The 19,095-nt window shown below is 63.3% G+C and carries 24 protein-coding genes; 13 read left to right on the top strand and 11 right to left on the bottom strand.

Annotated elements, in window-relative coordinates:
- The first annotated feature begins 77 nt into the window (after positions 1–77).
- From SCL_RS12845 to SCL_RS12820, 6 genes are all read left to right on the top strand, one after another.
- Positions 78–509 (top strand): thioesterase family protein, encoded by a 432-nt coding sequence (locus tag SCL_RS12845; protein ID WP_096361579.1) that lies wholly within the window; start codon positions 78–80, stop codon positions 507–509.
- A 147-nt stretch (positions 510–656) separates the two neighbouring features.
- Positions 657–1,085 (top strand): glycine zipper 2TM domain-containing protein, encoded by a 429-nt coding sequence (locus SCL_RS12840; protein WP_172426053.1) that lies wholly within the window; start codon positions 657–659, stop codon positions 1,083–1,085.
- 67 nt (positions 1,086–1,152) lie between these two features.
- Positions 1,153–1,491, top strand: coding sequence for a PepSY domain-containing protein (locus SCL_RS12835; protein ID WP_096361577.1), 339 nt, complete (start codon positions 1,153–1,155; stop codon positions 1,489–1,491).
- A 14-nt stretch (positions 1,492–1,505) separates the two neighbouring features.
- Positions 1,506–2,189: a response regulator transcription factor gene (locus SCL_RS12830; protein WP_096361576.1), complete on the top strand. Its 684-nt coding sequence runs from the start codon at positions 1,506–1,508 to the stop codon at positions 2,187–2,189.
- Positions 2,189–3,541 (top strand): ATP-binding protein, encoded by a 1,353-nt coding sequence (locus tag SCL_RS12825; protein ID WP_172426052.1) that lies wholly within the window; start codon positions 2,189–2,191, stop codon positions 3,539–3,541. The genes SCL_RS12830 and SCL_RS12825 overlap by 1 nt, the downstream gene beginning before the upstream one ends.
- Before the next feature lie 148 nt (positions 3,542–3,689).
- On the top strand, positions 3,690–4,376 hold the full coding sequence (locus SCL_RS12820; RefSeq protein ID WP_096361575.1) for a YiaD family glycine zipper/OmpA-like lipoprotein: 687 nt from the start codon (positions 3,690–3,692) through the stop codon (positions 4,374–4,376).
- A 19-nt stretch (positions 4,377–4,395) separates the two neighbouring features.
- Here the strand turns inward: SCL_RS12820 and metA are convergent, their stop codons facing one another.
- Positions 4,396–5,466 (bottom strand): homoserine O-succinyltransferase MetA, encoded by a 1,071-nt coding sequence (gene metA, locus SCL_RS12815; protein WP_096361574.1) that lies wholly within the window; start codon positions 5,464–5,466, stop codon positions 4,396–4,398.
- 14 nt (positions 5,467–5,480) lie between these two features.
- On the bottom strand, positions 5,481–6,320 hold the full coding sequence (locus tag SCL_RS12810; protein ID WP_096361573.1) for an ATPase: 840 nt from the start codon (positions 6,318–6,320) through the stop codon (positions 5,481–5,483).
- Between the two features lie 145 nt (positions 6,321–6,465).
- Here SCL_RS12810 and SCL_RS12805 point away from each other — a divergent pair, with 145 nt between their 5' ends.
- On the top strand, positions 6,466–6,927 hold the full coding sequence (locus SCL_RS12805) for a YkgJ family cysteine cluster protein (protein WP_096361572.1): 462 nt from the start codon (positions 6,466–6,468) through the stop codon (positions 6,925–6,927).
- Here SCL_RS12805 and SCL_RS12800 read toward each other — a convergent pair.
- Genes SCL_RS12800 through SCL_RS12785 form a run of 4 tightly spaced genes read right to left on the bottom strand, consistent with a single transcriptional unit; the run spans position 6,878 to position 8,986 of the window.
- On the bottom strand, positions 6,878–7,384 hold the full coding sequence (locus SCL_RS12800) for a hypothetical protein (RefSeq protein WP_096361571.1): 507 nt from the start codon (positions 7,382–7,384) through the stop codon (positions 6,878–6,880). The genes SCL_RS12805 and SCL_RS12800 overlap by 50 nt on opposite strands.
- An 8-nt stretch (positions 7,385–7,392) precedes the next feature.
- Positions 7,393–7,968 carry a hypothetical protein gene (locus SCL_RS12795; protein WP_096361570.1) on the bottom strand — a complete coding sequence of 192 codons (576 nt, stop codon included), beginning with the start codon at positions 7,966–7,968 and terminating at the stop codon, positions 7,393–7,395.
- A 14-nt stretch (positions 7,969–7,982) separates the two neighbouring features.
- A complete protein-coding gene (gene yrfG, locus SCL_RS12790; RefSeq protein ID WP_096361569.1) occupies positions 7,983–8,633 on the bottom strand; it encodes a GMP/IMP nucleotidase in 651 nt (216 codons plus the stop codon).
- 5 nt (positions 8,634–8,638) lie between these two features.
- A complete protein-coding gene (locus tag SCL_RS12785) occupies positions 8,639–8,986 on the bottom strand; it encodes a SpoIIAA family protein (protein ID WP_096361568.1) in 348 nt (115 codons plus the stop codon).
- A 132-nt stretch (positions 8,987–9,118) separates the two neighbouring features.
- On the opposite strand from SCL_RS12785, the gene nudE reads away from it, so the two are divergent.
- The 4 genes from nudE to SCL_RS12765 all read left to right on the top strand — a co-directional run bounded on the left by nudE (position 9,119) and on the right by SCL_RS12765 (position 13,006).
- Entirely contained in the window at positions 9,119–9,667 is a 549-nt protein-coding gene (gene nudE / locus SCL_RS12780) for an ADP compounds hydrolase NudE (protein ID WP_096361567.1), read from the top strand.
- Between the two features lie 6 nt (positions 9,668–9,673).
- Positions 9,674–10,483 (top strand): 3'(2'),5'-bisphosphate nucleotidase CysQ, encoded by an 810-nt coding sequence (cysQ, locus tag SCL_RS12775; protein ID WP_096361566.1) that lies wholly within the window; start codon positions 9,674–9,676, stop codon positions 10,481–10,483.
- Between the two features lie 6 nt (positions 10,484–10,489).
- Positions 10,490–11,929, top strand: a complete 1,440-nt coding sequence (locus tag SCL_RS12770) for an FGGY family carbohydrate kinase (RefSeq protein ID WP_096361565.1) — start codon at positions 10,490–10,492, stop codon at positions 11,927–11,929.
- A 99-nt stretch (positions 11,930–12,028) separates the two neighbouring features.
- On the top strand, positions 12,029–13,006 hold the full coding sequence (locus tag SCL_RS12765; protein WP_148665096.1) for a hypothetical protein: 978 nt from the start codon (positions 12,029–12,031) through the stop codon (positions 13,004–13,006).
- A gap of 34 nt (positions 13,007–13,040) precedes the next feature.
- Here the strand turns inward: SCL_RS12765 and SCL_RS12760 are convergent, their stop codons facing one another.
- Together SCL_RS12760 and SCL_RS12755 are read right to left on the bottom strand one after the other, a co-directional pair.
- Positions 13,041–13,502 (bottom strand): cupin domain-containing protein, encoded by a 462-nt coding sequence (locus tag SCL_RS12760; RefSeq protein WP_096361563.1) that lies wholly within the window; start codon positions 13,500–13,502, stop codon positions 13,041–13,043.
- Positions 13,503–13,512: 10 nt separating this feature from the next.
- The gene (locus tag SCL_RS12755; RefSeq protein ID WP_172426051.1) at positions 13,513–14,298 is read right to left on the bottom strand and encodes a DUF4198 domain-containing protein; all 786 of its coding nucleotides are present in this window, start codon (positions 14,296–14,298) and stop codon (positions 13,513–13,515) included.
- 110 nt (positions 14,299–14,408) lie between these two features.
- Here SCL_RS12755 and SCL_RS12750 point away from each other — a divergent pair, with 110 nt between their 5' ends.
- Positions 14,409–15,533, top strand: coding sequence for a HupE/UreJ family protein (locus SCL_RS12750; protein WP_096361561.1), 1,125 nt, complete (start codon positions 14,409–14,411; stop codon positions 15,531–15,533).
- A gap of 6 nt (positions 15,534–15,539) precedes the next feature.
- On the opposite strand, the gene SCL_RS12745 is transcribed toward SCL_RS12750, so the two are convergent.
- From SCL_RS12745 to SCL_RS12735, 3 genes are all read right to left on the bottom strand, one after another.
- Positions 15,540–15,893, bottom strand: a complete 354-nt coding sequence (locus SCL_RS12745; RefSeq protein WP_172426050.1) for an RNA recognition motif domain-containing protein — start codon at positions 15,891–15,893, stop codon at positions 15,540–15,542.
- Positions 15,894–16,084: 191 nt separating this feature from the next.
- Positions 16,085–17,254 (bottom strand): glycerol-3-phosphate dehydrogenase/oxidase, encoded by a 1,170-nt coding sequence (locus SCL_RS12740; protein WP_096361559.1) that lies wholly within the window; start codon positions 17,252–17,254, stop codon positions 16,085–16,087.
- A complete protein-coding gene (locus SCL_RS12735; protein ID WP_096361558.1) occupies positions 17,251–17,997 on the bottom strand; it encodes a glycerophosphodiester phosphodiesterase family protein in 747 nt (248 codons plus the stop codon). The genes SCL_RS12740 and SCL_RS12735 overlap by 4 nt, the downstream gene beginning before the upstream one ends.
- 128 nt (positions 17,998–18,125) lie before the next feature.
- On the opposite strand from SCL_RS12735, the gene SCL_RS12730 reads away from it, so the two are divergent.
- The gene (locus SCL_RS12730; RefSeq protein ID WP_172426049.1) at positions 18,126–19,094 is read left to right on the top strand and encodes a YbgA family protein; all 969 of its coding nucleotides are present in this window, start codon (positions 18,126–18,128) and stop codon (positions 19,092–19,094) included.
- The last annotated feature ends 1 nt before the right edge of the window (position 19,095 follow it).

The raw sequence follows: 19,095 nt of genomic DNA, 5'->3' as shown, positions 1-19,095 counted from the left end.
AACGGTCGGATATTCTTCCGCACTTCCGTTCAGTACCACGGATAAACCAGGATCATGATTCAGAATCGGGAGGACGCATGAAAGAATCCCTCAAACCCGGCATCATGCACGAGCTCAGATTCCGCCTTCCGGAATCCAAGACCGTGCCGCATCTCTATCCGGAGGCACCGGAGTTCCAGGCGATGCCGCGCGTGCTGGCGACCGGCTTCATGGTCGGATTCATCGAGTGGGCCTGCATCCAGGCGGTGAATGCCCATCTCGACTGGCCGCGCGAGCAGACCGTGGGCACGCATGTGGACCTGAGTCACCTGGCGGCCACGCCGCCGGGGCTGGAACTGATCGCGCGCGTGCAACTCGTCGAGGTGGATGGCCGGCGACTGGTGTTCGAGGTGGAGGCCAGTGACGGTGTGGACGTGATCAGTCGCGGCCGGCACGAGCGTTTTGTCATCGATGCCGATCGCTTCTCGCGCAAGGCGACCGCCAAGGCGGCAACGGCGAAGCCGGTTTGATAAACCCGGTGGCGCCGGCCGGCGTGAAGCGGTTTTGATATCAATCGGTTGGCGCGGATATTCGTTCAGGCTCCGTTCAGCGTGGGGTTTGTATCCTGATTCACGGAAGTCGGGAACAAACCCTGAAACGCAATGAAGGAGACAACGATGAACCACAGGATCCTGAGTACCGCTGTTCTGATTCTGGCCACGGTGGCGGCGGCTCCGCTGGCCCAGGCGCGCGATGGTCGTGACGGCTGGAACGGCCGCGATCATCATCGCCCGGCCCCGGTTTACCGCGAGCGATACGTGGAGCGGCATTATTATCATCCGGACCGGCACCATGGCTGGCACCAGCCGCGGGATTTCGGCCACCATCGTTCCGGCTATTACCCTCACTACCGCGGTCCCGCCCCGCATCATTATGGCGGGCATCATCGCCCGGGATATTACCGCTCATCCTCCGCGCCCATTATTCTCGGCAGCGTGATCGGCGGAGTCGTGGGGCACGAGATCGGTTACGGTGATCCCGGGCACACCGCGGCCGGCGCCGTGATCGGCACCGTCATCGGCTACGAAATCGCGCGCCAGCGCTAGGACATGGGTCGCGACTGTCCCGCCGTCGGGTGCTTCGTTCGCGCCGGTCCGCTAAGATGCAAGGGCGATGACACGCAAGACACTCATGGTATGCCTGCTCACGGGACTGCTGGCGTTGACCGCCGCCGTACCGGTGGCGGCGCGGCGCGACGACTGGAAAGATGATCGTCGGGAAGACCGGCGCGAAGCCCGGCGGGACGATCGCGCTGACCGTTCCTCCCGCCGCGAGGAGTCCCGGCGCGACGGGATGTCACTGGACGAGGCGGTGGCGCGGGTGCGCCGCGACACCGGCGGGCGCGTGCTTTCGGCCGAGGCGCGCGATGGCCGCTACCGCATCAAGGTGCTGCTGCCGAACGGCGCGGTGCGCGTGGTCAACGTGGACGCGCGCAGCGGCCGCATGGACTGACCGCCGGGTTTGTCATGCGACTCCTCGTCATCGAAGACGAAACCTCCCTGCGTCGTCAGTTGTGCGAGCAGCTGCGCGCCGCGGGCCACGCGGTGGATGACGCCGCCACCGGCAAGGACGGCCTGGCGCATGGGCGCGAGTATCCGATCGACCTCGCGGTTGTGGATATCGGTTTGCCGGATATCAGCGGCATCGAGGTCATCCGCGCCTGGCGCAAGCAGGACAAGCGCTTTCCGGTTCTGATCCTGACCGCGCGCGGGCGCTGGCAGGACAAGGTCGAGGGGCTCGAGGCCGGCGCCGACGATTACCTGGTCAAGCCGTTTTACGTCGAGGAACTGCTGGCGCGCGTGAACGCCCTGCTGCGCCGCGCCGCCGGGCTGGCGCAGCCCGTGGTCAGCTGCGGTCCGATCACGCTCGACACCGCGGCGCAGGCGGTGCGCGTGGACAAGCGCGCGCTCGATCTGACCGCCTACGAGTACAAGGTGCTGGAATATCTGATGCTGCATGCGGGCGAGGTGGTGTCGAAGACGACCCTGACCGAGCATGTCTACGATCAGGATTTCGATCGCGACAGCAACGTGATCGAGGTATTCATCGGGCGCCTGCGCAAGAAGCTCGATCCCGACGACCGTTTCAAGCCCATCGAAACCCTGCGTGGCCGCGGTTACCGCTTCACGCTCCCGTGCGGACGGCCCTGATGCGTTCGCTGCGCGCGCGCCTGTTGCTGGTGTCGGCCGTGGTGCTGGCCGGGTTTCTCGGGCTGACCGGGCTGGCGCTCGATCAGGCGTTTCGCGCCAGCGCCGAGAGCGCGCTGCGTGAACGTCTGCAAAGCCACTTGTATGCCCTGCTTGCCGCGGCCGATCTGGACGCGAACAGCCGGCTGGAATTGCCCGTGGAGCTGCCCGAGCCGCGCTTCAATCTCGTCGGTTCGGGCTTGATGGCGGAAGTGCGCGATGCCGCGGGCGAGCCTGTCTGGCGCTCGCGCTCCGCGCTGGGAGCGGAGTTTGCCGGCGTCTCCCCGGCTGCCGCGCCCGGCGAGCGCGTGTTCACGCAAACCGGCGACGGCGAAGCGCCGGCGCGCCTGATGCTGAGCTTCGCCACGCGCTGGGAAGGCGCCGGTCGCGAGCCGCAAATCTATGTGTTTCACGTCGCGGAGCGGCTGGATGAACACCTGGCGCAGATCCGCCAATTCCGTCGCGGCCTGTTCGGCTGGCTCGCCGCGGCCACGCTGTTGCTGCTGGTGGCGCAGGCACTGATTCTGCGCTGGGGACTGGCGCCGTTGCGGCGGGTGGCGCAGGACCTGTCCGAGATGGAGGCCGGCCGCGCCCAGGCGCTGTCGGGACGCTACCCGGCGGAGTTGCAGCCCTTGATCGACAATCTCAACGCCTTGCTGGCCCAGGCCCGTCAGCACCTGCAGCGTTACCGCGATACGCTCGGCAACCTGGCGCACAGTCTCAAAACGCCGCTCGCCGTGCTGCGCGGGAGCGTCGAGGCGAAGGCGCCGGTGGAAGAATTGCGCGCGGTGGCGCAAGAGCAGTTGCAGAACATGAATGAGATCGTCGAGTACCAGTTGCAGCGCGCGGCCGCGGCCGGACGCACGGTCCTGAGCGTACCGCTGCCGGTCCTGCCGCCGGCGCGCAAGCTGCTGGCCGCGCTGGAAAAGGTATATGCGGCCAAGGCCCTGCGCGTGGAAATCGAGATTGCCCCGGAGGCGATGTTCCGCGGCGACGAGGGCGACCTGCTCGAAATCCTGGGCAACGTCGCGGACAATGCCTTCAAGTGGGCGCGCTCGCGCGTGCGGGTACAGTCGCAAAACCCGGCCGCGGGACAGTCCGGAGCGCACTTTACGCTGCGCATCGAGGACGACGGCCCCGGTATTCCGGACGATCAGGCCCAGCGCGTCCGCGCCCGCGGCGCGCGCGCCGATACCAAAACGCCGGGACACGGGCTGGGGCTGGCGGTGGTGCAGGAAATCGTTGAGCTTTATGATGGCGAGCTGGTCATTTCGCGCAGCCCGCTGGGCGGTGCCGCGGTGGAAGTGCGGTTGTAGTGGACGATTTACTTAACCCTGACGAAATGAAATTAACCGCCAAGACGCCAAGGTCGCCAAGAAAAGCTTTTTAATTGGAATCAAAGCTTGGCGTCTTGGCGGTTCAAAATCATATTTAATTTAAATCTTAATATCGGAGGTTCGTGACATGAAGCGTTTCGGCATATACACGATCATTGCGGCGTTCGCGGTGTTTTCTGTCGGTTGCGCCACCGACGAGTACGGCAACCGCCGTCCCATGACCGATGCCGAGAAGGGCGCGCTGATCGGCGCCGCCTCGGGCGCGGTCGTCGGTGCCCTGGTCAAGAAGGACAAGCGCGCCAAGGGCGCACTGATCGGCGCGGTCGGCGGCGGTCTCGCCGGCGCGGCCGTGGGCACCTACATGGATTCGCAGAAAAAGGATCTCGAGAAGGTGCTGGCTCCGGAGGTCCAGGCTGGCGTCATCAATGTGGCGAAAACGGGCCAGAACAATCTGCTGATCACCATGACGGCGCAGACCGCGTTTGATTTTGATTCCGCGGCGATCAAGCCGGGTTTCCACAGCACCATGGACAAGATCGCCAACGTGCTGGTGCGCTACGGCAAGACGCATCTGACCGTCGTCGGCCATACCGATAATGTCGGCACGCAGCAGTACAACCAGTCATTATCGGAACGCCGTGCCGGCGCGGTGGCGGATTACCTGGGTGCCAAGGGCGTTATTCCGCAGCGTCTGGCTTCCGTCGGGCAAGGCGAAAACTCGCCGCGTGCGACCAACGCCACGGAAGAGGGTCGCCGTCTCAACCGGCGCGTGGAGATCGTGGTCGAGCCGATCGTCGCCGAGCCCCAGGGCTGAGCGGCGGACGAAGCCGGGATCAGCGTCGCAGCCCGAGCGGATCGTCCGGGTTCACGCCGTCCTGGAACGGCTTGCGGCGGTCGTTGTTGGTGACCTGGTAAACCTTGCCGATCCAGTTGTTGATCACGGCCTCGGCGGTGTCGTGCCAGGTGTTGTCGAGAGCGGGCACGATGATGGACTCCGGCAGCTCCGGAATCGGCTTGCCCCGGGCCCGGGCCGCCAGCAGCATGTCGTGGTGCTCGTCGAGCATGGCCTCGGTCAGCAGGCTGAAGTAGTTTTCCGGGAACGGCGGGTAGTCGGGGCGCTCGCCCTTGAGGAAGCGGTTGACCTCGCGCTTGTATTCCTTGAACAGGCTCACCGTGTCGTATTCCGGGTGTCCCTGGAAAAAGATGATGCGAAAGCGGTCTTCGCTGGCGGCCAGGTGCACGCCGGCGACGTCGCTTTCGACCAGGATGTGCAGGCCGGCGGCCTCGAACTGCTCGCGGTCGATCTGGTTGAAGCGCGAATGCGGCACGTCGAAGCGCGTGTTGACGTCGCTGACCAGCGGGTGCTTGCGGTCCACGACGCTGTGGGAATAGACCCCCCAGCGCTTGAAGCCCAGGTGGCGGCGTTTTTTTCCGTAGCGGAATTGCAGCACCGCGTGCGTTGTCAGGCACGAACACAGCGTGGACGTGACGTTGTCGTAGGCCCAGTCGATCACCTTGTTGAGCGGTTTCCAGAACGGCTCCAGCGCCAGGTCCGGCTGGGTGACGTTGGCGCCGGTGACGATGAGCGCATCCAGCCCCTGCTCCCGGATCTGGTCGAAGCTCTCGTAGTACTGGCCGACGTAGACCTCGGCCTCGGAACTGCGCTTCAGCTCTTTGAGCGTGAACGGATGCATGTAGAACTGCGCGATCTGGTTCGATTCGCCGACGAGCCGGAAGAACTGGCGCTCGGTCGCGGCCAGCGCCGCGTCCGGCATCATGTTGAGCAGCCCGATGTGCAGCTCGCGGATGTCCTGGTGCAGCGCGACGTCGCCCGGAAGGACGTTTTCGCCTTCCTGCTTGAGGCGGTCGAATGTCGGCAGCTTGGAATTGGCGACCAGTGGCATGGCGGGACCCGGGATTACCTTTCCAGAACTTTTTCCACCAGCCGCAGGAAGCCGGCCTCGTCGCGCACTTCCCTGAGTTCGTCGGTGCTGACGGTGTAGCCATGCTGGTCGGCGATAGCCTGGTAGCGCGGCACGCGCGAATGGAACAGGCGCGGGAACATCCAGCGCACGAAATCGTCCGGATCGATCTGCGCCACGTAGGAGAGCTTGTTTTCGCGCAGGTAAACCGCGAGCTGCTCGTCGAGGAAGGCCTCGCGGTAATACAGCGGCTTCGGATCTTCCTCGGCGCGGCGGATCAGTTCCTGCTCGTCTTTTTCGGTCGCGCGGATGTACAAAATGAGCGTGTGATCGGCCAGGATTTTGATGGTGGCCGGATCGTCGAGCTCGCACAGCGAGCCGCCGGCGTCGTTGACGAAATGCTTGTAGCCGTAGATCTCGCTCGCCTTGCGGATGAATTCGGGAACATCGCGCATGGTGGCGATCTCCGCCTGCCGGTGCAATTCCTGGCGGTGCTTGAACTCCCGCAGGCCGAGCCCGCCCTTTTCCGGGTTGCCGAGCTTGCCGAGGAAGCTCGACACCGGCTGGAGATTGTCCACGGTGATGTTGTTGCGGATGTAGATCGAGTCCGAGCGCAGCAACTCGCGCAGGAACGGCACCTGCATCGCCTGCTGCTTGATGTGGTCGAGGATGGCCTCGTCGAGATAGCGCGTGCCGATGCGATAGTCCCCGGAATAATGGAACCAGTTGCGCTTGCGCAGCCGGGTGGCCAGGCGCGTCTTGCCGACCCCGGACATGCCGAGGAGGGTGATGCACTTGTTGTCCCAGGCCTTGAAGTCCCTGGCGCTCAGTTTCATGCTGGTTCTCTTCGCCGATGATCAGCTTATTGTATGACAGGAACGGCGGAACCGCGCGCCGGCGCATTCGATCGCCGCCGCCTCGTCATCCCTGTGAGCCGCCGCTATAATGCCGCCCCTTCCGAACCGACCTGGCTGAAAACCCATGACCACTATCATTCCCATCGCGCTTGCGGGCGAGGTGAAAATCACCCCCGAGAACAAATGCAGCTACTGCAAGGGCGCGACCTGCTGCACCTACCTGACCCAGCCGCTCGACACGCCGCGTTCGATGGAGGATTTCGACCTGCTGCTGTGGCAGATCTCGCACGTGAACACCCAGATGTACAAGGACGAGGACGGCTGGTTCCTGCTGGTCAACAATCCCTGCCGGCACCTGCAGCCCGGCGGGCGCTGCGGCATCTACGAAACCCGTCCGCAGATCTGCCGTGACCATTCCAACGACGGCTGCGAGTTCGAAGGCCCGTCCGGCCACGAGGATTTCGATATCTTCTTTCCCGATTATGAATCCCTGCTGGATTACTGCCGCAGGAAGTTCAAGAACTGGGACCGGCGCTTCAAGCGCGCGGCTTCGGCGCCGGCGCGCGCCCGCCAAGCTCAAGCGTGAGGATTTCGCCCAGCGCCTGACGCAGTTCGCGTCCGCTGATGGGTCGTCCCCCGGCGGCGGTCTGCCAGATGGCGCAGCTCAGACGCCGGACACGGGGCTGACGTTCGGAGCGCAACTCCAGCACGCGCGCGCGGATCTCCAGCCCTTCCTGGGTTTCCGCTTCCTCGCCGGCGTGCGTGATCACGAATTCGTCCGGCTCCACGGTTTGCGCCGAATCCATCGGCTGCTGCAGTTCCAGCTTGCAATGCGGGTGATAACGGCTGATCTGGGACCATGGCATCCATGAACCTTGCAGATAAACGCCCGCGCTAAAGGCGGGAATGGTGACCGCCTGATGCAACACCAGTCGTGAGCCTGCGGGAATGACGAAGTAAGGCGAGTTCTCATCGGTCTCTTCACGACCATGACAGGATGTGAACAGCAGGGGCAGGGCCAGCAACAGGCGTTTGAGGTTCATGAATCCGCTCAGGGTGACGGTGAACGACCGGACGGCAACTTGAGCAGGAATACCGCACCCAGCGCCTTGCGCATCTCGTTGATGCTGACGTGCCGGCCTTCGTGCGGCAGCGCCGTCTGCCCGCAGGACAGCCGGAACACCCCGGGCTGGCGCGCGGAGCGCAACGTCATGCGCGTGCTCCAGGTCTGGAGACTGGCGCCGTCGCCCCGTGAACCGATATTGATGCCGATGCCGACGGACACCCCCGCGAGCCTAAGGCCATCGAGCGCGACGCTGTGTCCGATTTCCTGCGTGACTTTGGTGATCTCGAAACCGTCCGGTTGCACGGTTTGCGCCGTGTCGCGACGCTGTTGCAGCTCGAATTTGCAGTGCGGGTAATACTGGTTGATGCGGTCCGACGCCACGACCTCGCCGCCCTGCAGGAACACCGCCACCTGCTCGGCCGGGATGGTGAGACTGCGCGTGAGCATCAGGGCGGAGCCGGCGGGAACGGAATAAAACGGCGAGTTCTCGTTGCCTTCGTAAGCCGCGGTCTGACAGGACGCGAGCAGGACCGTGAGCAGCGGTATGACAGCCGGTTTCATGATGCCTCCTTGCCTCAGGGCATGATCTCCCGGAAACTGCGGATGGCGCGGAATTCCCCCACGTCTTTCTCCGGCAGTTTCGAATCCGGTTTGTACACCGCCAGCAGCTGACCGATGCCGTACTGGCTGGCCGAGCGCAGCACCGGCAGGCTGTCGTCGATGAGCAGCGCGGTACGTTTCTCGAACGGCTGCACCTGCTGCATCTTGTCCCAGAAATCCGCGTGTTCCTTCGGCAGCCCGAGATCGTGCGAACACACCACGGCGTCGAAGTGGCCGTGCAGGGCGGTGCGCTGGAACTTGATGGCCAGCGTTTTGCCATGGGCGTTGGTGACCAGCACCACGCGTTTTTTCAGGGCCTTGACCGCCTCGAGAAAGTCGAGCACATGCGGATGCACCGCGATCAGGTGATTCACCTCTTCCTTGAGCAGCGGGATGTCGAGCCGCAGTTCCCGGCTCCAGTAATCCACGCAGTACCAGTTGAGCGTGCCCTCGGCGCGCTTGTAGCGCCCCAGCACTTCCTCGCGCGCGGCCTCGGGCGAAAGCCCGTGCGTTTCGGCGTAGCGGCGCGGCACGTGTTCGAGCCAGAAATGATTGTCGTAATGCAGGTCGAGCAGCGTGCCGTCGAGGTCGAGCAGCAGGGTGTCGAGACGGTTCCAGGCAACCATGAGTGTCAGCCGCCCTGGAGCCAGGCGCCCGCCGCCGCGACGTCCTCGAAATGTTTGATTTCGGCGTCGGTAAAGGCGGACGGCAACCAGCCGAGCCAGGTCACCCACAGGCTGCCCGTGACCACCGCGATGCGGCGGAAGTCATGGGCATGGGCGCGCGTGAAGCGAATGTCCTCCCAGGCGACGTCGACGGTGTAACCCGACATCTTCGTCAGGTCGAGCAGCAACTTGATTTTCGGCGCCTGCCTGAGCTCGTGCTGGGCGGCGGTTTCGAATTCCCGGAAATCCGCGAGCGACAGCTCGGCGTAGACCGTCGCCTTGAGCAGGTCGTTTTGTTCCTCGATAACGATCATGGGTTTTCCCCGCGCATGAGAAAAATGTATCGGCACAAGCATATACCCGTTGCGGGGGCGGAGGGAATGAATGAATTTTTGTTTCGCCAATCAAAAAGGATTAACCTTGCGAATATGTCGCACGGAGTTGGCATGAGCCGGAAGCCCGTTATTACCCGCACCGAGACCATCGCGCGCACGCGCCTGTTCCGGATCGAGCAGGTGGGGCTGCGCTTCGCCAACGGATGCGAGGTGAATTACGAGCGCCTGCGCAGCGCCTCCAGCGGCGCCGTGCTGGTGGTGCCGATGCTCGACGACAGCACGGTGCTGCTGATCCGCGAGTACGCCGCCGGCGTCGAGCGCTATGAGTTGGCGCTGCCCAAGGGACTCATCGAGGAAGGCGAATCGCCGTTCGAGGCCGCCAACCGCGAGATCATGGAGGAGGTCGGTTACGGCGCCCGCAAGCTGACCCATCTCAAGTCGGTCACGCTCGCGCCCGGCTATTTCAGTCATGCCACGCACCTGGTGCTGGCGCAGGAGCTTTATCCCGAGCGTCGCCCCGGCGACGAGCCGGAAGCGATCGAGGTCGTGCCATGGTCGCTGGACCGCCTGACCGAACTGTTCGAACACGAAGAATGCACCGAAGCGCGCTCGATCGCGGCGCTGCTGCTGGTGCGCGAACTGCTGGCAGGGAGGCGCTGACCGTCAATGAATGATTTCAATCCCCGTGATCACCTGAACGCGGTCTGCGACATCGCGCGTGACGCCGGTCGCGTCATTCTGGACGTCTACGAACGCGGATTCACCGTGGAGCAGAAGGAAGACCGCTCGCCGCTCACCGAGGCGGACCGCGCCGCGCATGAAATCATCTGCGCCAGGCTGGAGGGGCTCACGCCCGGCGTGCCCGTGCTCTCCGAGGAATCGGCCAAGGTCAGTCCTGAAACGCGCGCGGGCTGGAAGCGATTCTGGCTGGTAGACCCGCTGGATGGCACCAAGGAGTTCATCAACCGCAACGGCGAGTTCACCGTGAACATCGCCCTGATCGAGGGAAGCCGGCCGGTGCTGGGCGTGGTGTACGTGCCGGTGACGGGGCTGACCTATTTCGCCGCCGCCGGCGCGGAGGCGTTCCGGCAGAAGGGCGAGTGCGAGGTGGAGGCCATCCGGGTGCGCCGCTTCGCCGGCGGGAAACCGATGGTGGTCGCGAGCCGTTCACATGCCGGACCGGAGACCGAGGCGTTCCTGAAAAATCTCGGTGCGCACGACGTCGTGAGCATGGGCAGTTCGCTCAAGCTGTGCCTGGTCGCGCAAGGCACGGCCGACGTCTATCCGCGCCTGGGCCCGACCATGGAGTGGGACACGGCCGCGGCGCAGTGCGTGGTCGAGGCCGCCGGCGGGCGCGTGACCGATCTCGAACGCCGGCCGCTGAGGTATAACAAATCCTCGCTGCTGAATCCCTCGTTCATGGTGACCGGTGTTGGCGATTACGACTGGTACCGGCATCTCCCGGCCCTGAAATAAACGCGTTTGCCATCCGCCGCGTCCGATCCGCTGTATCTCTGTCTCGATCAGGGCGGCCACGCCAGCCGCACGCTGGTGTTCGATCATCGGGGCGTGTTGCAGGCCAGCGACTTGTGCGAAGTGGCTGTGCGCGAGCCGCATCCGGACTGGGTGGAACAGGATCCGGAGGAACTGGTCGCCTCGCTGCAGGCGGTCATTACCAAAGCGATAACATCGCTGGGCGCTCGCGCCGGTCAAATCCGTTGCGCCGGCATCGCCACGCAACGCTCCAGCATGGTTTGCTGGGACCGTCATACGGGCGAAGCGCTCTCGCCCGTCATCAGCTGGCAGGACCGGCGCGCGCATGACTGGCTCCATCAATTCTCTGCGCAGTCCCGGGCAATTCATCAACGCACCGGACTCGTGCTCTCGCCGCATTACGGCGCGTCCAAGATGCGCTGGTGTCTCGACTACTTGCCGGATGTGGCCGCGGCCCGGCGCGAAGGGCGGCTCGCCATGGGCCCGCTGGCGAGCTTCCTGTTGTTCCGCTTGCTCGAGGAAAAACCCCTGGTCGCGGATCCCGCCAATGCCGCGCGCACGTTGTTGTGGAGTCTGCACACCATGGATTGGGACCCGTGGCTGCTGGAGCTTTTCGGAATCCCGGCCGAGGTGTTGCCGCGTTGCGTGCCCACGCGTCATGCCTTCGGCATGCTGTGCGCGAATGAACACCGGATTCCATTGACTGTCGCCAGCGGCGATCAGTCGGCGGCGCTGTTCGCGCTCGGCATGCCGTCGGCCGACACGGCTTACGTCAACATCGGCACCGGTGCCTTCATACAGCGTGCCGTTTCACAGCCACCCGACACCCCGGGTTTGCTGAGCAGCGTGGTTTATCGTGACGCGGACCGGACCTTGTATGTGCTGGAAGGCACCGTGAACGGCGCCGGCGTGGCACTCCGCTGGGCGGAACAGGAATGGGGATTGAAGGATGTCGAGGCGCAACTGCCCGCGTGGCTCGCGCGCAGCGGCGATATCCCGCTGTTCCTCAATGGTATCGCCGGTCTCGGTGCGCCGTTCTGGGAGGCGGATTTTCCCTCGTGCCTGATCGGAGACGGCGAGCCGTGGCAAAAGACCTGCGCGGTAGTCGAGTCCATCGTGTTCCTGTTGCAGGCGAATCTCGAGACCATGCAAAAAATGGCGCCGGCGCTGAAGCGCCTGCTCGTCACTGGCGGCCTGGCGCAGCTGGATGGATTGTGTCGGCGACTGGCGGATCTCAGCGGTTTGCCGGTGTACCGGCCGGCGGAGCACGAAGCCACGGCGCGCGGGACGGCGTATCTGCTAGCCGGTTTTCCCGAAAACTGGCCGGAAGAAAAACCGGGCTTCTCGTTTGCGCCGAAACCGAACCCGGGTCTGACAAGACGCTACAAAGATTGGCGCGCAGAAATGAATCATGTCACACGTAACTAAGATAGTTTCCATTTCCCTCAAATCATCGCTCCTGTTTTTGGACTATCATTTTTGCTCAGTAGGACATGGATTACTGCTGTCCGGTGCAGGGGAGGTAAGGTGGTTTCAGTCTGGCGCGCTGCAGAACTGTTGCTTCTGGTTATTGCTGTTATTGCCATCATGGTATTTATTGCGCTCTCAAGAGAGAGTTTCGCGGCGAGCTTGCCGGTTCTTTTCATTGCTGTTTCCAGCTCCGTGGGCGTGTATTTCACTGACAAGCGGATCAAGCGGCTTACAGAACCAAAGCCGATTATTATCCCGCCGGATTTTCGCGGTCCTCTCAGGATATTTCGCGGCAAGAGAAGCGCGATGCTGCTGATTGCAGGCGTAGTGATTTTTCTTGCGCCCGTCCCATTTATGTATGAAGACGGTGAACACGCGCTTGCAATTGGATCTGGAATCTTCGGCCTCCTGTCGTTTTTCGCGCTGTTGTCCTATCTCAGAAATATGGGGATGCCGTATCTGATACTGGATGATCGAGGGATCACAACCCACGTATACGGGCACATCCCTTGGGGCGATGTGGATAACGCCTTGTTGCATGTGCGCCAGAGTCGTAGCTCAAAATTCTATTTCTTGGGACTCTCGGTTTATGGGCCGCAAAAATATTTCCAACGCATGGGGTTTTTGCTGCGACTATCCAGAATGAAATGGCTGCAATTACCGAGCGAGCGCGATCAGCTGCAAATTTCCCTGAACATGCTCAGTCATGAGCCGCTCTACATAGATGCTGCGGTAAAGCATTTGCGTGCCATGTATTCACGCCGCATCGGCGTCACACCTAAAACCGGCGATCTGTCGATTGACAAAAATCTTGCCGAGATTGACAAACTGATGGACTCCGTTAAACCGGGAGATGACCTGGCAAATCATCAAGCAGTGGTATCGAAGCTTGAGAAGCTGACGCAAGACGTAAAACGGGAGCTCGATGGCCAGGCAAAAAAGGCAAAGAAACAGGCTGTGATCTTGTTGATCGTATTTCTTGGTCTAATTGTATTCGTGATTCTGAAGATATGGTCTGAGCTGTCCGGACATTGATTTTCCGCTCCTGCTTAAGGATGGTTGGGTCTGTTTACTTGTCCTCTGCGAGGACGCGATCCTTCGGGCCGGGCGCGGGGCTGTAGACGACCAGCGCCGCCGCCGGTTCCGGGCCGCGGTTGATGTAGGCGTGAATCGCGCCGCGCTCGATATGAATGACGTCGCCGGCCCTGACCGGGCGCGTTTCCTTGCCGAGACGCATCTCGCCCTCGCCGCGCAACAGAAAAACCGTGATGTCGCTGTCGATATGCCGATGCAGCGGCTCACGGTCGCGCACCTGCACCAATACGTTCGACGCGCGCGCGTTGCGTGATAGCGGCACAACCTTGATGTTTTCATTCAGGGCCGGTTTGTTCAGTTCCAGTAATTGTTCCAGCTGTTTCACATTGTATTTTCCCGCCACCTTTTCATCCGGGCCGATCCACTCGGCGGCATGCGCGGCCTGAAAACCGCCGGCAATCAGAAATATTGAAAACAGGAATTTCATCGGGTTCATGTGAAACCCCTTACGGTCGTTCAAAGGTCAGCGAGGCCCACAGGCTTTCCCAGTCATGACCGGAAAAGAAGGACGCCGGAATCATGTGCACCGACGTCACCAGCCAGACGCCGGAATGCGGCAGGGAAAATTCCACGCGCCCGTTGTCGTCGGTGCGTGCCTTGAGTTTGGCGAGCGGTTCGGCCTTGTTGAACGCGACCACCAGCGCGCCGGAAAGCGGTTTGCCCTGATACAGCAGCCGCAGGCGCAGCGTGCGTGCGCGGTAGGGACTGGTTTCGGCAATGAGTTCGAGCGGAAAGCCGAGGACGTGGTCCGCGTCATCCCCGACCGCTCCCGCCGCGATGAGCGACTTGGCGCAGCGGAAATAAGTCTCCTCGATTTTCCTTCCGGGTTTCCGGTGCTGTCGATGCAAGGCCAGGTTGCGTTCGAGCCCTTCCTTGAGCAGATATTTTTCGAATTCTTCGGAGGTATCGAAGCTGACCGAGTCCGGTTTGGTGTGCAGCCCGATGACATATAACCCGGGCGCCGCCGGCGTTACCGTGCCGGCGGGTTCATCGCCCAGCACGCCGGGGATGGGCTGCGTGCCGGCCGGACCGGCGACGACATAGCGCTCGAATTTCTGCGGGAAATAGGGCACGGAGTCACCCTTGAATTCCTGGCCCACGAACAGGCGCAGTCCCACCGCCGTTCCGGGTTTGGGGCGGAACGCCTGCGGTTCGATCCAGAAGTCGTGGGCCACGGCCGGCCAGGCGACAGCCAGTAATGCGGCAATGAGCAGGTAGCGTGAATTTCGCATAAACTGCGCGCGGAATTTTGTCGTCACAGGCAGGTCCATGTAGCAGCGTCGACCAGCAGCATAACATAAGCTCCGATACCCGTTTCGTCGCAAACCGGAAAACACAAAGCATGTCCCGATTACCCATTTTATTGATGGCCTTGTTGCTGCTGGTCGTTGCCAATGGCGCGCGCGCCCACGAAATCCGTCCCGCGATCGCGACCGTGAGTTTCAGCGCCGAGCGCTACGACATCGAACTCAGCGCCAACATGGAGGCGGTGATCGCAGGCGTGAGCCCGCAGCACAAGGACACCGATGAATCGCCCAACGCGCAGACGTACAACCAGCTGCGCGACTTGCCGCCCGCGGTGCTCGAAGGAAAAATCCGCGAGTTCCTGCCGCGATATTTCGAAGGGATTGAAATCCGTTTCGACGAGGCGCGCCTGCCACCGGCCTTGTGTTCGATCACGGTGCCGGAGGTCGGCGACACGGCGCGCGCGCGGCTGACGCTGTTGCATCTGTGCGGCGCCGTTCCGGCGGGTGCGCGCGTCTTCCGCTGGGGCTATGCGGCGGATTTCGGCGAGAGCATCGTGCGGCTGCCGGCCGCATCGGGCGGAGATCCGGTGGCGCTGTGGCTGAAGAACGGCGCCAGGAGCGAGCCCTACATTCTGGGCGTCGGCCTGCAACAGAAAACCCGACTGGAAGTCGCCGCGCAATACACCGTGCTCGGCTTCACCCATATCCTGCCCAAGGGTCTCGATCACATCCTGTTCGTGCTCGGGCTGTTCCTGCTGAGCACGCGCTGGAAGCCGCTGCTGGTGCAGGTGACCGCGTTCACGCTGGCGCACACCCTTACGCTCGGCCTGAGTATCTACGGCATCGTCTCGCTTTCGCCGGCGATCGTGGAACCGCTGATCGCGGCCTCGATCGCCTACGTGGCGATCGAAAACCTGGTCACGTCGGAACTGAAACCGTGGCGCGCCTTCGTGGTCTTCGGTTTCGGGCTGCTGCACGGACTCGGCTTCGCCGGCGTGTTGCACGAGATCGGCCTGCCGCGCTCGGAATTTCTGACGGCATTGTTGACGTTCAACCTGGGTGTGGAGCTCGGCCAGCTCACCGTGATCACCCTGGCCTGGCTGCTGATCGGCCTGTGGTGGAAAACGAAAAGCTGGTACCGGGCGCGCCTGGTGTTGCCGTTGTCGGCGCTGATCGCTGCGACCGGAGTTTACTGGACGATTGAGCGAATCGCCGGCTGAACCGGTTCAACCGGTACGTTGTCGGGAGGTTTGATCGTAGCCGTTGTGACGGCGCGATTCCGCCACCCGCCGCTCGTTGCCGCGCCACAGGAAGCGGCGCAGGCGCCGTTCCTGGCGCGTGCGGTACAGGCATTCGCGCACGATGATGGGGCTGCCTTTCAGCTCTTGCTTGTCGAGGTTGATGATGGCCTCGTAGGCGGCCTGCTCCGGCACCACGTACACATGGCCGTAGCCGAGCGGCAGGCCGGTATCGGTGTCGCGCATGATGATGGCGTTGATGGTGGTGCCGTAGCCGGCGAACAGCCGGCGCAGGTCGTCCGCCGTGACGGCCGCGGAGAGATTCCCCACGAAGATATTCATTGATACCGCCCCCTCCGTCTGACCTGATGTTCTAATGTTTTTGCGCATTCTGTGGAAGAAGTGCGTGTCTGGCAAGCCGCTGATTTTCCCGAAACCAAAAAGGCTTTTACGCCAAGGACTTTGCGCGCAAAGCCGACGCGGTTTGCCAGCCGCCGATGACTGGTTTCAGGCGCGATGACCGCGGCATTGTGTCACGGGGAGAGTCCCAGTTTCGCGGTGTCCGCGACCGTCACGCGCCCCGGCAGTGCTTTCCGCAACTGCCGCATGACTTTCGCAGCGGTGGCGCGGTAGCCGGTGAGTTTGCCGCCATAGACGGTGACGAGGCGCACCGCTTCCGCGTCATCCGGGTGCAGCACGGTCTCGCGCGAGCGATGGAACACCGTGCCGGGCCCTTGCGGCAGCACGCGCAGGCCGGCAAAACTGTCCAGCAGCCGCCCGCGGTGATGAGGAAAATAGTGTTGCAGCGTTTCCTGCAGGTAGGAAATTTCCTGCGGCAGCGCCCGCACGCTTCCGGGGTCTCCGCTGAAGGCGGTTTCCGTGGTGCCCACCAGGGTTTGTCCTTTCCATGGCATGACGAACACGGCGCGCCCGTCGCTCGGGGCCTCGACATAATAGATGCCGTAACGGGTCTCGCCCTCGATCAGGACATGCGCGCCCTGAATGAGCTCCACGGTCAGCGTCGGCGGGCGCGGCGTGATGCGGTCGAGCACGGCATTGGCCCACGGGCCGGCGGCGTTCACCAGCGTCCGCGCGCCACAGGTTTGCTCCCCGTCGCGATCGAGATATTGCACCTGGTAGCCGTTCCCGCTGCGTATCGCCGACAGAAAATTCGCCGGGCAGCGCAGTTCCGCGCCCAGCGCCTGCGCCGAGCGCATCACCGCCCGGGTCAGCCGGGCATCGTCGGTCTGGGCGTCTTCGTAGCGGAACACCGCGCGCAACCCGCGGGTGTCGAGCCCGTCGAGGCTGTCCCAGCGCGCGCGCGGCACGGATTCGAAGCGCGCGTCGCGGGAAAGTCCGCCGAGCAGGGCATACAGCGACAGCCCGGCGCGGATCATCCACGGCGGGCGGCGGGTGAAGGAATAAACCGGGATGTAAAACGGCACGCGCCGCACCAGGCCGGGCGCGTTGCGCAGGAGGATTTCGCGCTCGCGCAGCGATTCGCGCACCAGCCCGAACTGCGCGCTTTCGAGATAGCGCAGGCCGCCGTGGATGAGCTTGCTGGAGCGGCTGGAGGTGCCATGGGCGAGTTCCTGCCGTTCCAGCAGCAGCGCCGAATGGCCCGCGGCGGCCGCGGCCTGGGCCACGCCGACGCCATGAATGCCGCCGCCGATGATGACGACATCGTAGGTTGGTGTGGTCATCCGGACGGCGCGAGACGGGAAAATTCCTGGAGCATCTCGCCGACGGCGAAGGTTTCGATGAAATCGACACCGCGCGCGGCCAGCGCCAGCGCCAGCGGGGCGTCCGCGACCTCGAACACCACGAGCTTCATGCCATCGATGCCAAGATGGCCGTCGCGTGGCAGGCCGTCGACATCGCAAAAAAGAAATGCCGGACGGATTTCATCAATGAGTTCCTGCCCGCGTTCGTACCAGTGATCGATGACGACGCCGAGCCGGGGCCAGCCCTGTTGGCGCGCCGCCACCAGCGCCTCGAGCGAATAGGAAATCAGCACGCATTGATCGAGCGCCGGCTTCAGCGAGCGCCGCACCAGTGTCAGCAGGCTCTCGACGCCAAAGCGCTCGAGGCTCGAGCGCTTGAGTTCGATGAAGGCGGTTACCTCCGGATGGCGTATCAGAAGATGGCCCAGCTCGGCCAGACGGGTGATGTGCACGTCCTTGAATCGCTCGCCGAAACGCTCGCGCTCGGCGACGCGCAGGTGCCACAGTTCCTCGTAGTGGAGGTCATGGACCTTTCCGTGCACACCGCACAGGCGCTTCAGGTCGCGATCGTGGAACAGCACCGGCACGCGGTCGCGCGAAAGCTGCACGTCCACTTCGACGAAGCGCGCCCCCGCGGCAATGGCGGCTTCGAGCCCGATCAGGGTGTTTTCCGGGTAATGCCGGGGGTAGCCGCGGTGCGCCACCAGTTGCGGGATGAGCATAAGCGCAACTTTAGCACCCCGGCATGACCGCGTAGCGCGCCAAGTGGTGCATTTTTGCAGGATGTACCGTCGGAAACTCACCGGCTGATTTAGAATGACGGCCAGGTTCAGGCGGAGGACGGAGACTGGTGACCAAAACCACGGAAGTTCACAGCGACAAAATACATCTTGGCATCAGCAGTTGCCTGCTGGGACAGAAGGTGCGTTTCGACGGCAATCACAAGCTCGACAGTTTTCTGAGCGGCACGCTCGGGCAGTTTTTCGAATGGGTTCCGGTCTGCCCCGAGGTCGCCATCGGCCTGGGCATACCGCGACCGCCGATCCGGCTGGTGGGCGCTGCCTCCGCACCGCGCGCCGTCGGCGTGAAGGACGCCTCGATCGATGTCACGGACAAGCTCGCCGCCTACGGCAAACAGCAGGCGCGCAAGCTCGACGACCTGAGCGGTTATGTGTTCAAGAGCCGCTCGCCGAGTTGTGGCATGGAGCGCGTCAAGGTGTATCAGCATGCCGGGGTGCCGGCCAAGAGCGGCCGGGGAATATACGCCGACGCGTTTCTCTCCGGCCAACCCTGGTTGCCGGCGGAGGAGGAGGGCCGGCTCAGCGATCCGCGCCTGCGGGAGAATTTCATCGAGCGCGTGTTCGTCTACCGGCGCTGGCAGGAACTCGCGGCGCAGGGGCTGAGCGCCGGGCGGCTGGTGGAATTTCACACGCGCCACAAGCTGGCGCTCATGGCGCATGACGTCGAGGCCTACCGCGCGCTCGGACGGCTGGTGGCGCAGGCCGGCCGGAAGAATCTGAAGGAGTCGGGACGCGACTATCTGTTGCATCTGATGCAGGCGTTCCAGCGCCTGGCGACACCGGCACGCCACGCCAATGTGCTGATGCACCTGATGGGTTATCTGAAAAAACATCTCGACGCCGGGGACAAGGCCGAACTGCTCGGGATGATCCACGCCTACCGCCGGGGCGAGGCGCCGTTCGCCGCGCCGCTGACCCTGCTCAAGCATCACTTCCGGCGCCATCCCGATCCGTACATTGCCGGCCAGACCTACCTGAATCCCGATCCGCGCGAACTACTGCTGCGCGGCGGTCCCTGAC

This window comes from Sulfuricaulis limicola (assembly GCF_002355735.1).
GTDB lineage: Bacteria > Pseudomonadota > Gammaproteobacteria > Acidiferrobacterales > Sulfurifustaceae > Sulfuricaulis > Sulfuricaulis limicola.
Note: the sequence above shows the minus strand (reverse complement) of the source record. Positions and strands in the feature narration are given on the sequence as shown.

Coding starts and splice junctions, on each gene's coding strand:
- SCL_RS12755 (WP_172426051.1), bottom strand. CDS start 14,298: ATGCGAAATTCACGCTACCTGCTCATTGCCGCATTACTGGCTGTCGCC.
- SCL_RS12805 (WP_096361572.1), top strand. CDS start 6,466: ATGACCACTATCATTCCCATCGCGCTTGCGGGCGAGGTGAAAATCACC.
- SCL_RS12825 (WP_172426052.1), top strand. CDS start 2,189: ATGCGTTCGCTGCGCGCGCGCCTGTTGCTGGTGTCGGCCGTGGTGCTG.
- SCL_RS12835 (WP_096361577.1), top strand. CDS start 1,153: ATGACACGCAAGACACTCATGGTATGCCTGCTCACGGGACTGCTGGCG.
- SCL_RS12800 (WP_096361571.1), bottom strand. CDS start 7,384: ATGAACCTCAAACGCCTGTTGCTGGCCCTGCCCCTGCTGTTCACATCC.
- SCL_RS12845 (WP_096361579.1), top strand. CDS start 78: ATGAAAGAATCCCTCAAACCCGGCATCATGCACGAGCTCAGATTCCGC.
- metA (WP_096361574.1), bottom strand. CDS start 5,466: ATGCCACTGGTCGCCAATTCCAAGCTGCCGACATTCGACCGCCTCAAG.
- nudE (WP_096361567.1), top strand. CDS start 9,119: ATGAGCCGGAAGCCCGTTATTACCCGCACCGAGACCATCGCGCGCACG.
- SCL_RS12810 (WP_096361573.1), bottom strand. CDS start 6,320: ATGAAACTGAGCGCCAGGGACTTCAAGGCCTGGGACAACAAGTGCATC.
- SCL_RS12740 (WP_096361559.1), bottom strand. CDS start 17,254: ATGACCACACCAACCTACGATGTCGTCATCATCGGCGGCGGCATTCAT.
- cysQ (WP_096361566.1), top strand. CDS start 9,674: ATGAATGATTTCAATCCCCGTGATCACCTGAACGCGGTCTGCGACATC.
- SCL_RS12840 (WP_172426053.1), top strand. CDS start 657: ATGAACCACAGGATCCTGAGTACCGCTGTTCTGATTCTGGCCACGGTG.
- SCL_RS12745 (WP_172426050.1), bottom strand. CDS start 15,893: ATGAATATCTTCGTGGGGAATCTCTCCGCGGCCGTCACGGCGGACGAC.
- SCL_RS12795 (WP_096361570.1), bottom strand. CDS start 7,968: ATGAAACCGGCTGTCATACCGCTGCTCACGGTCCTGCTCGCGTCCTGT.
- SCL_RS12760 (WP_096361563.1), bottom strand. CDS start 13,502: ATGAACCCGATGAAATTCCTGTTTTCAATATTTCTGATTGCCGGCGGT.
- SCL_RS12820 (WP_096361575.1), top strand. CDS start 3,690: ATGAAGCGTTTCGGCATATACACGATCATTGCGGCGTTCGCGGTGTTT.
- SCL_RS12750 (WP_096361561.1), top strand. CDS start 14,409: ATGTCCCGATTACCCATTTTATTGATGGCCTTGTTGCTGCTGGTCGTT.
- SCL_RS12785 (WP_096361568.1), bottom strand. CDS start 8,986: ATGATCGTTATCGAGGAACAAAACGACCTGCTCAAGGCGACGGTCTAC.
- SCL_RS12830 (WP_096361576.1), top strand. CDS start 1,506: ATGCGACTCCTCGTCATCGAAGACGAAACCTCCCTGCGTCGTCAGTTG.
- SCL_RS12735 (WP_096361558.1), bottom strand. CDS start 17,997: ATGCTCATCCCGCAACTGGTGGCGCACCGCGGCTACCCCCGGCATTAC.
- yrfG (WP_096361569.1), bottom strand. CDS start 8,633: ATGGTTGCCTGGAACCGTCTCGACACCCTGCTGCTCGACCTCGACGGC.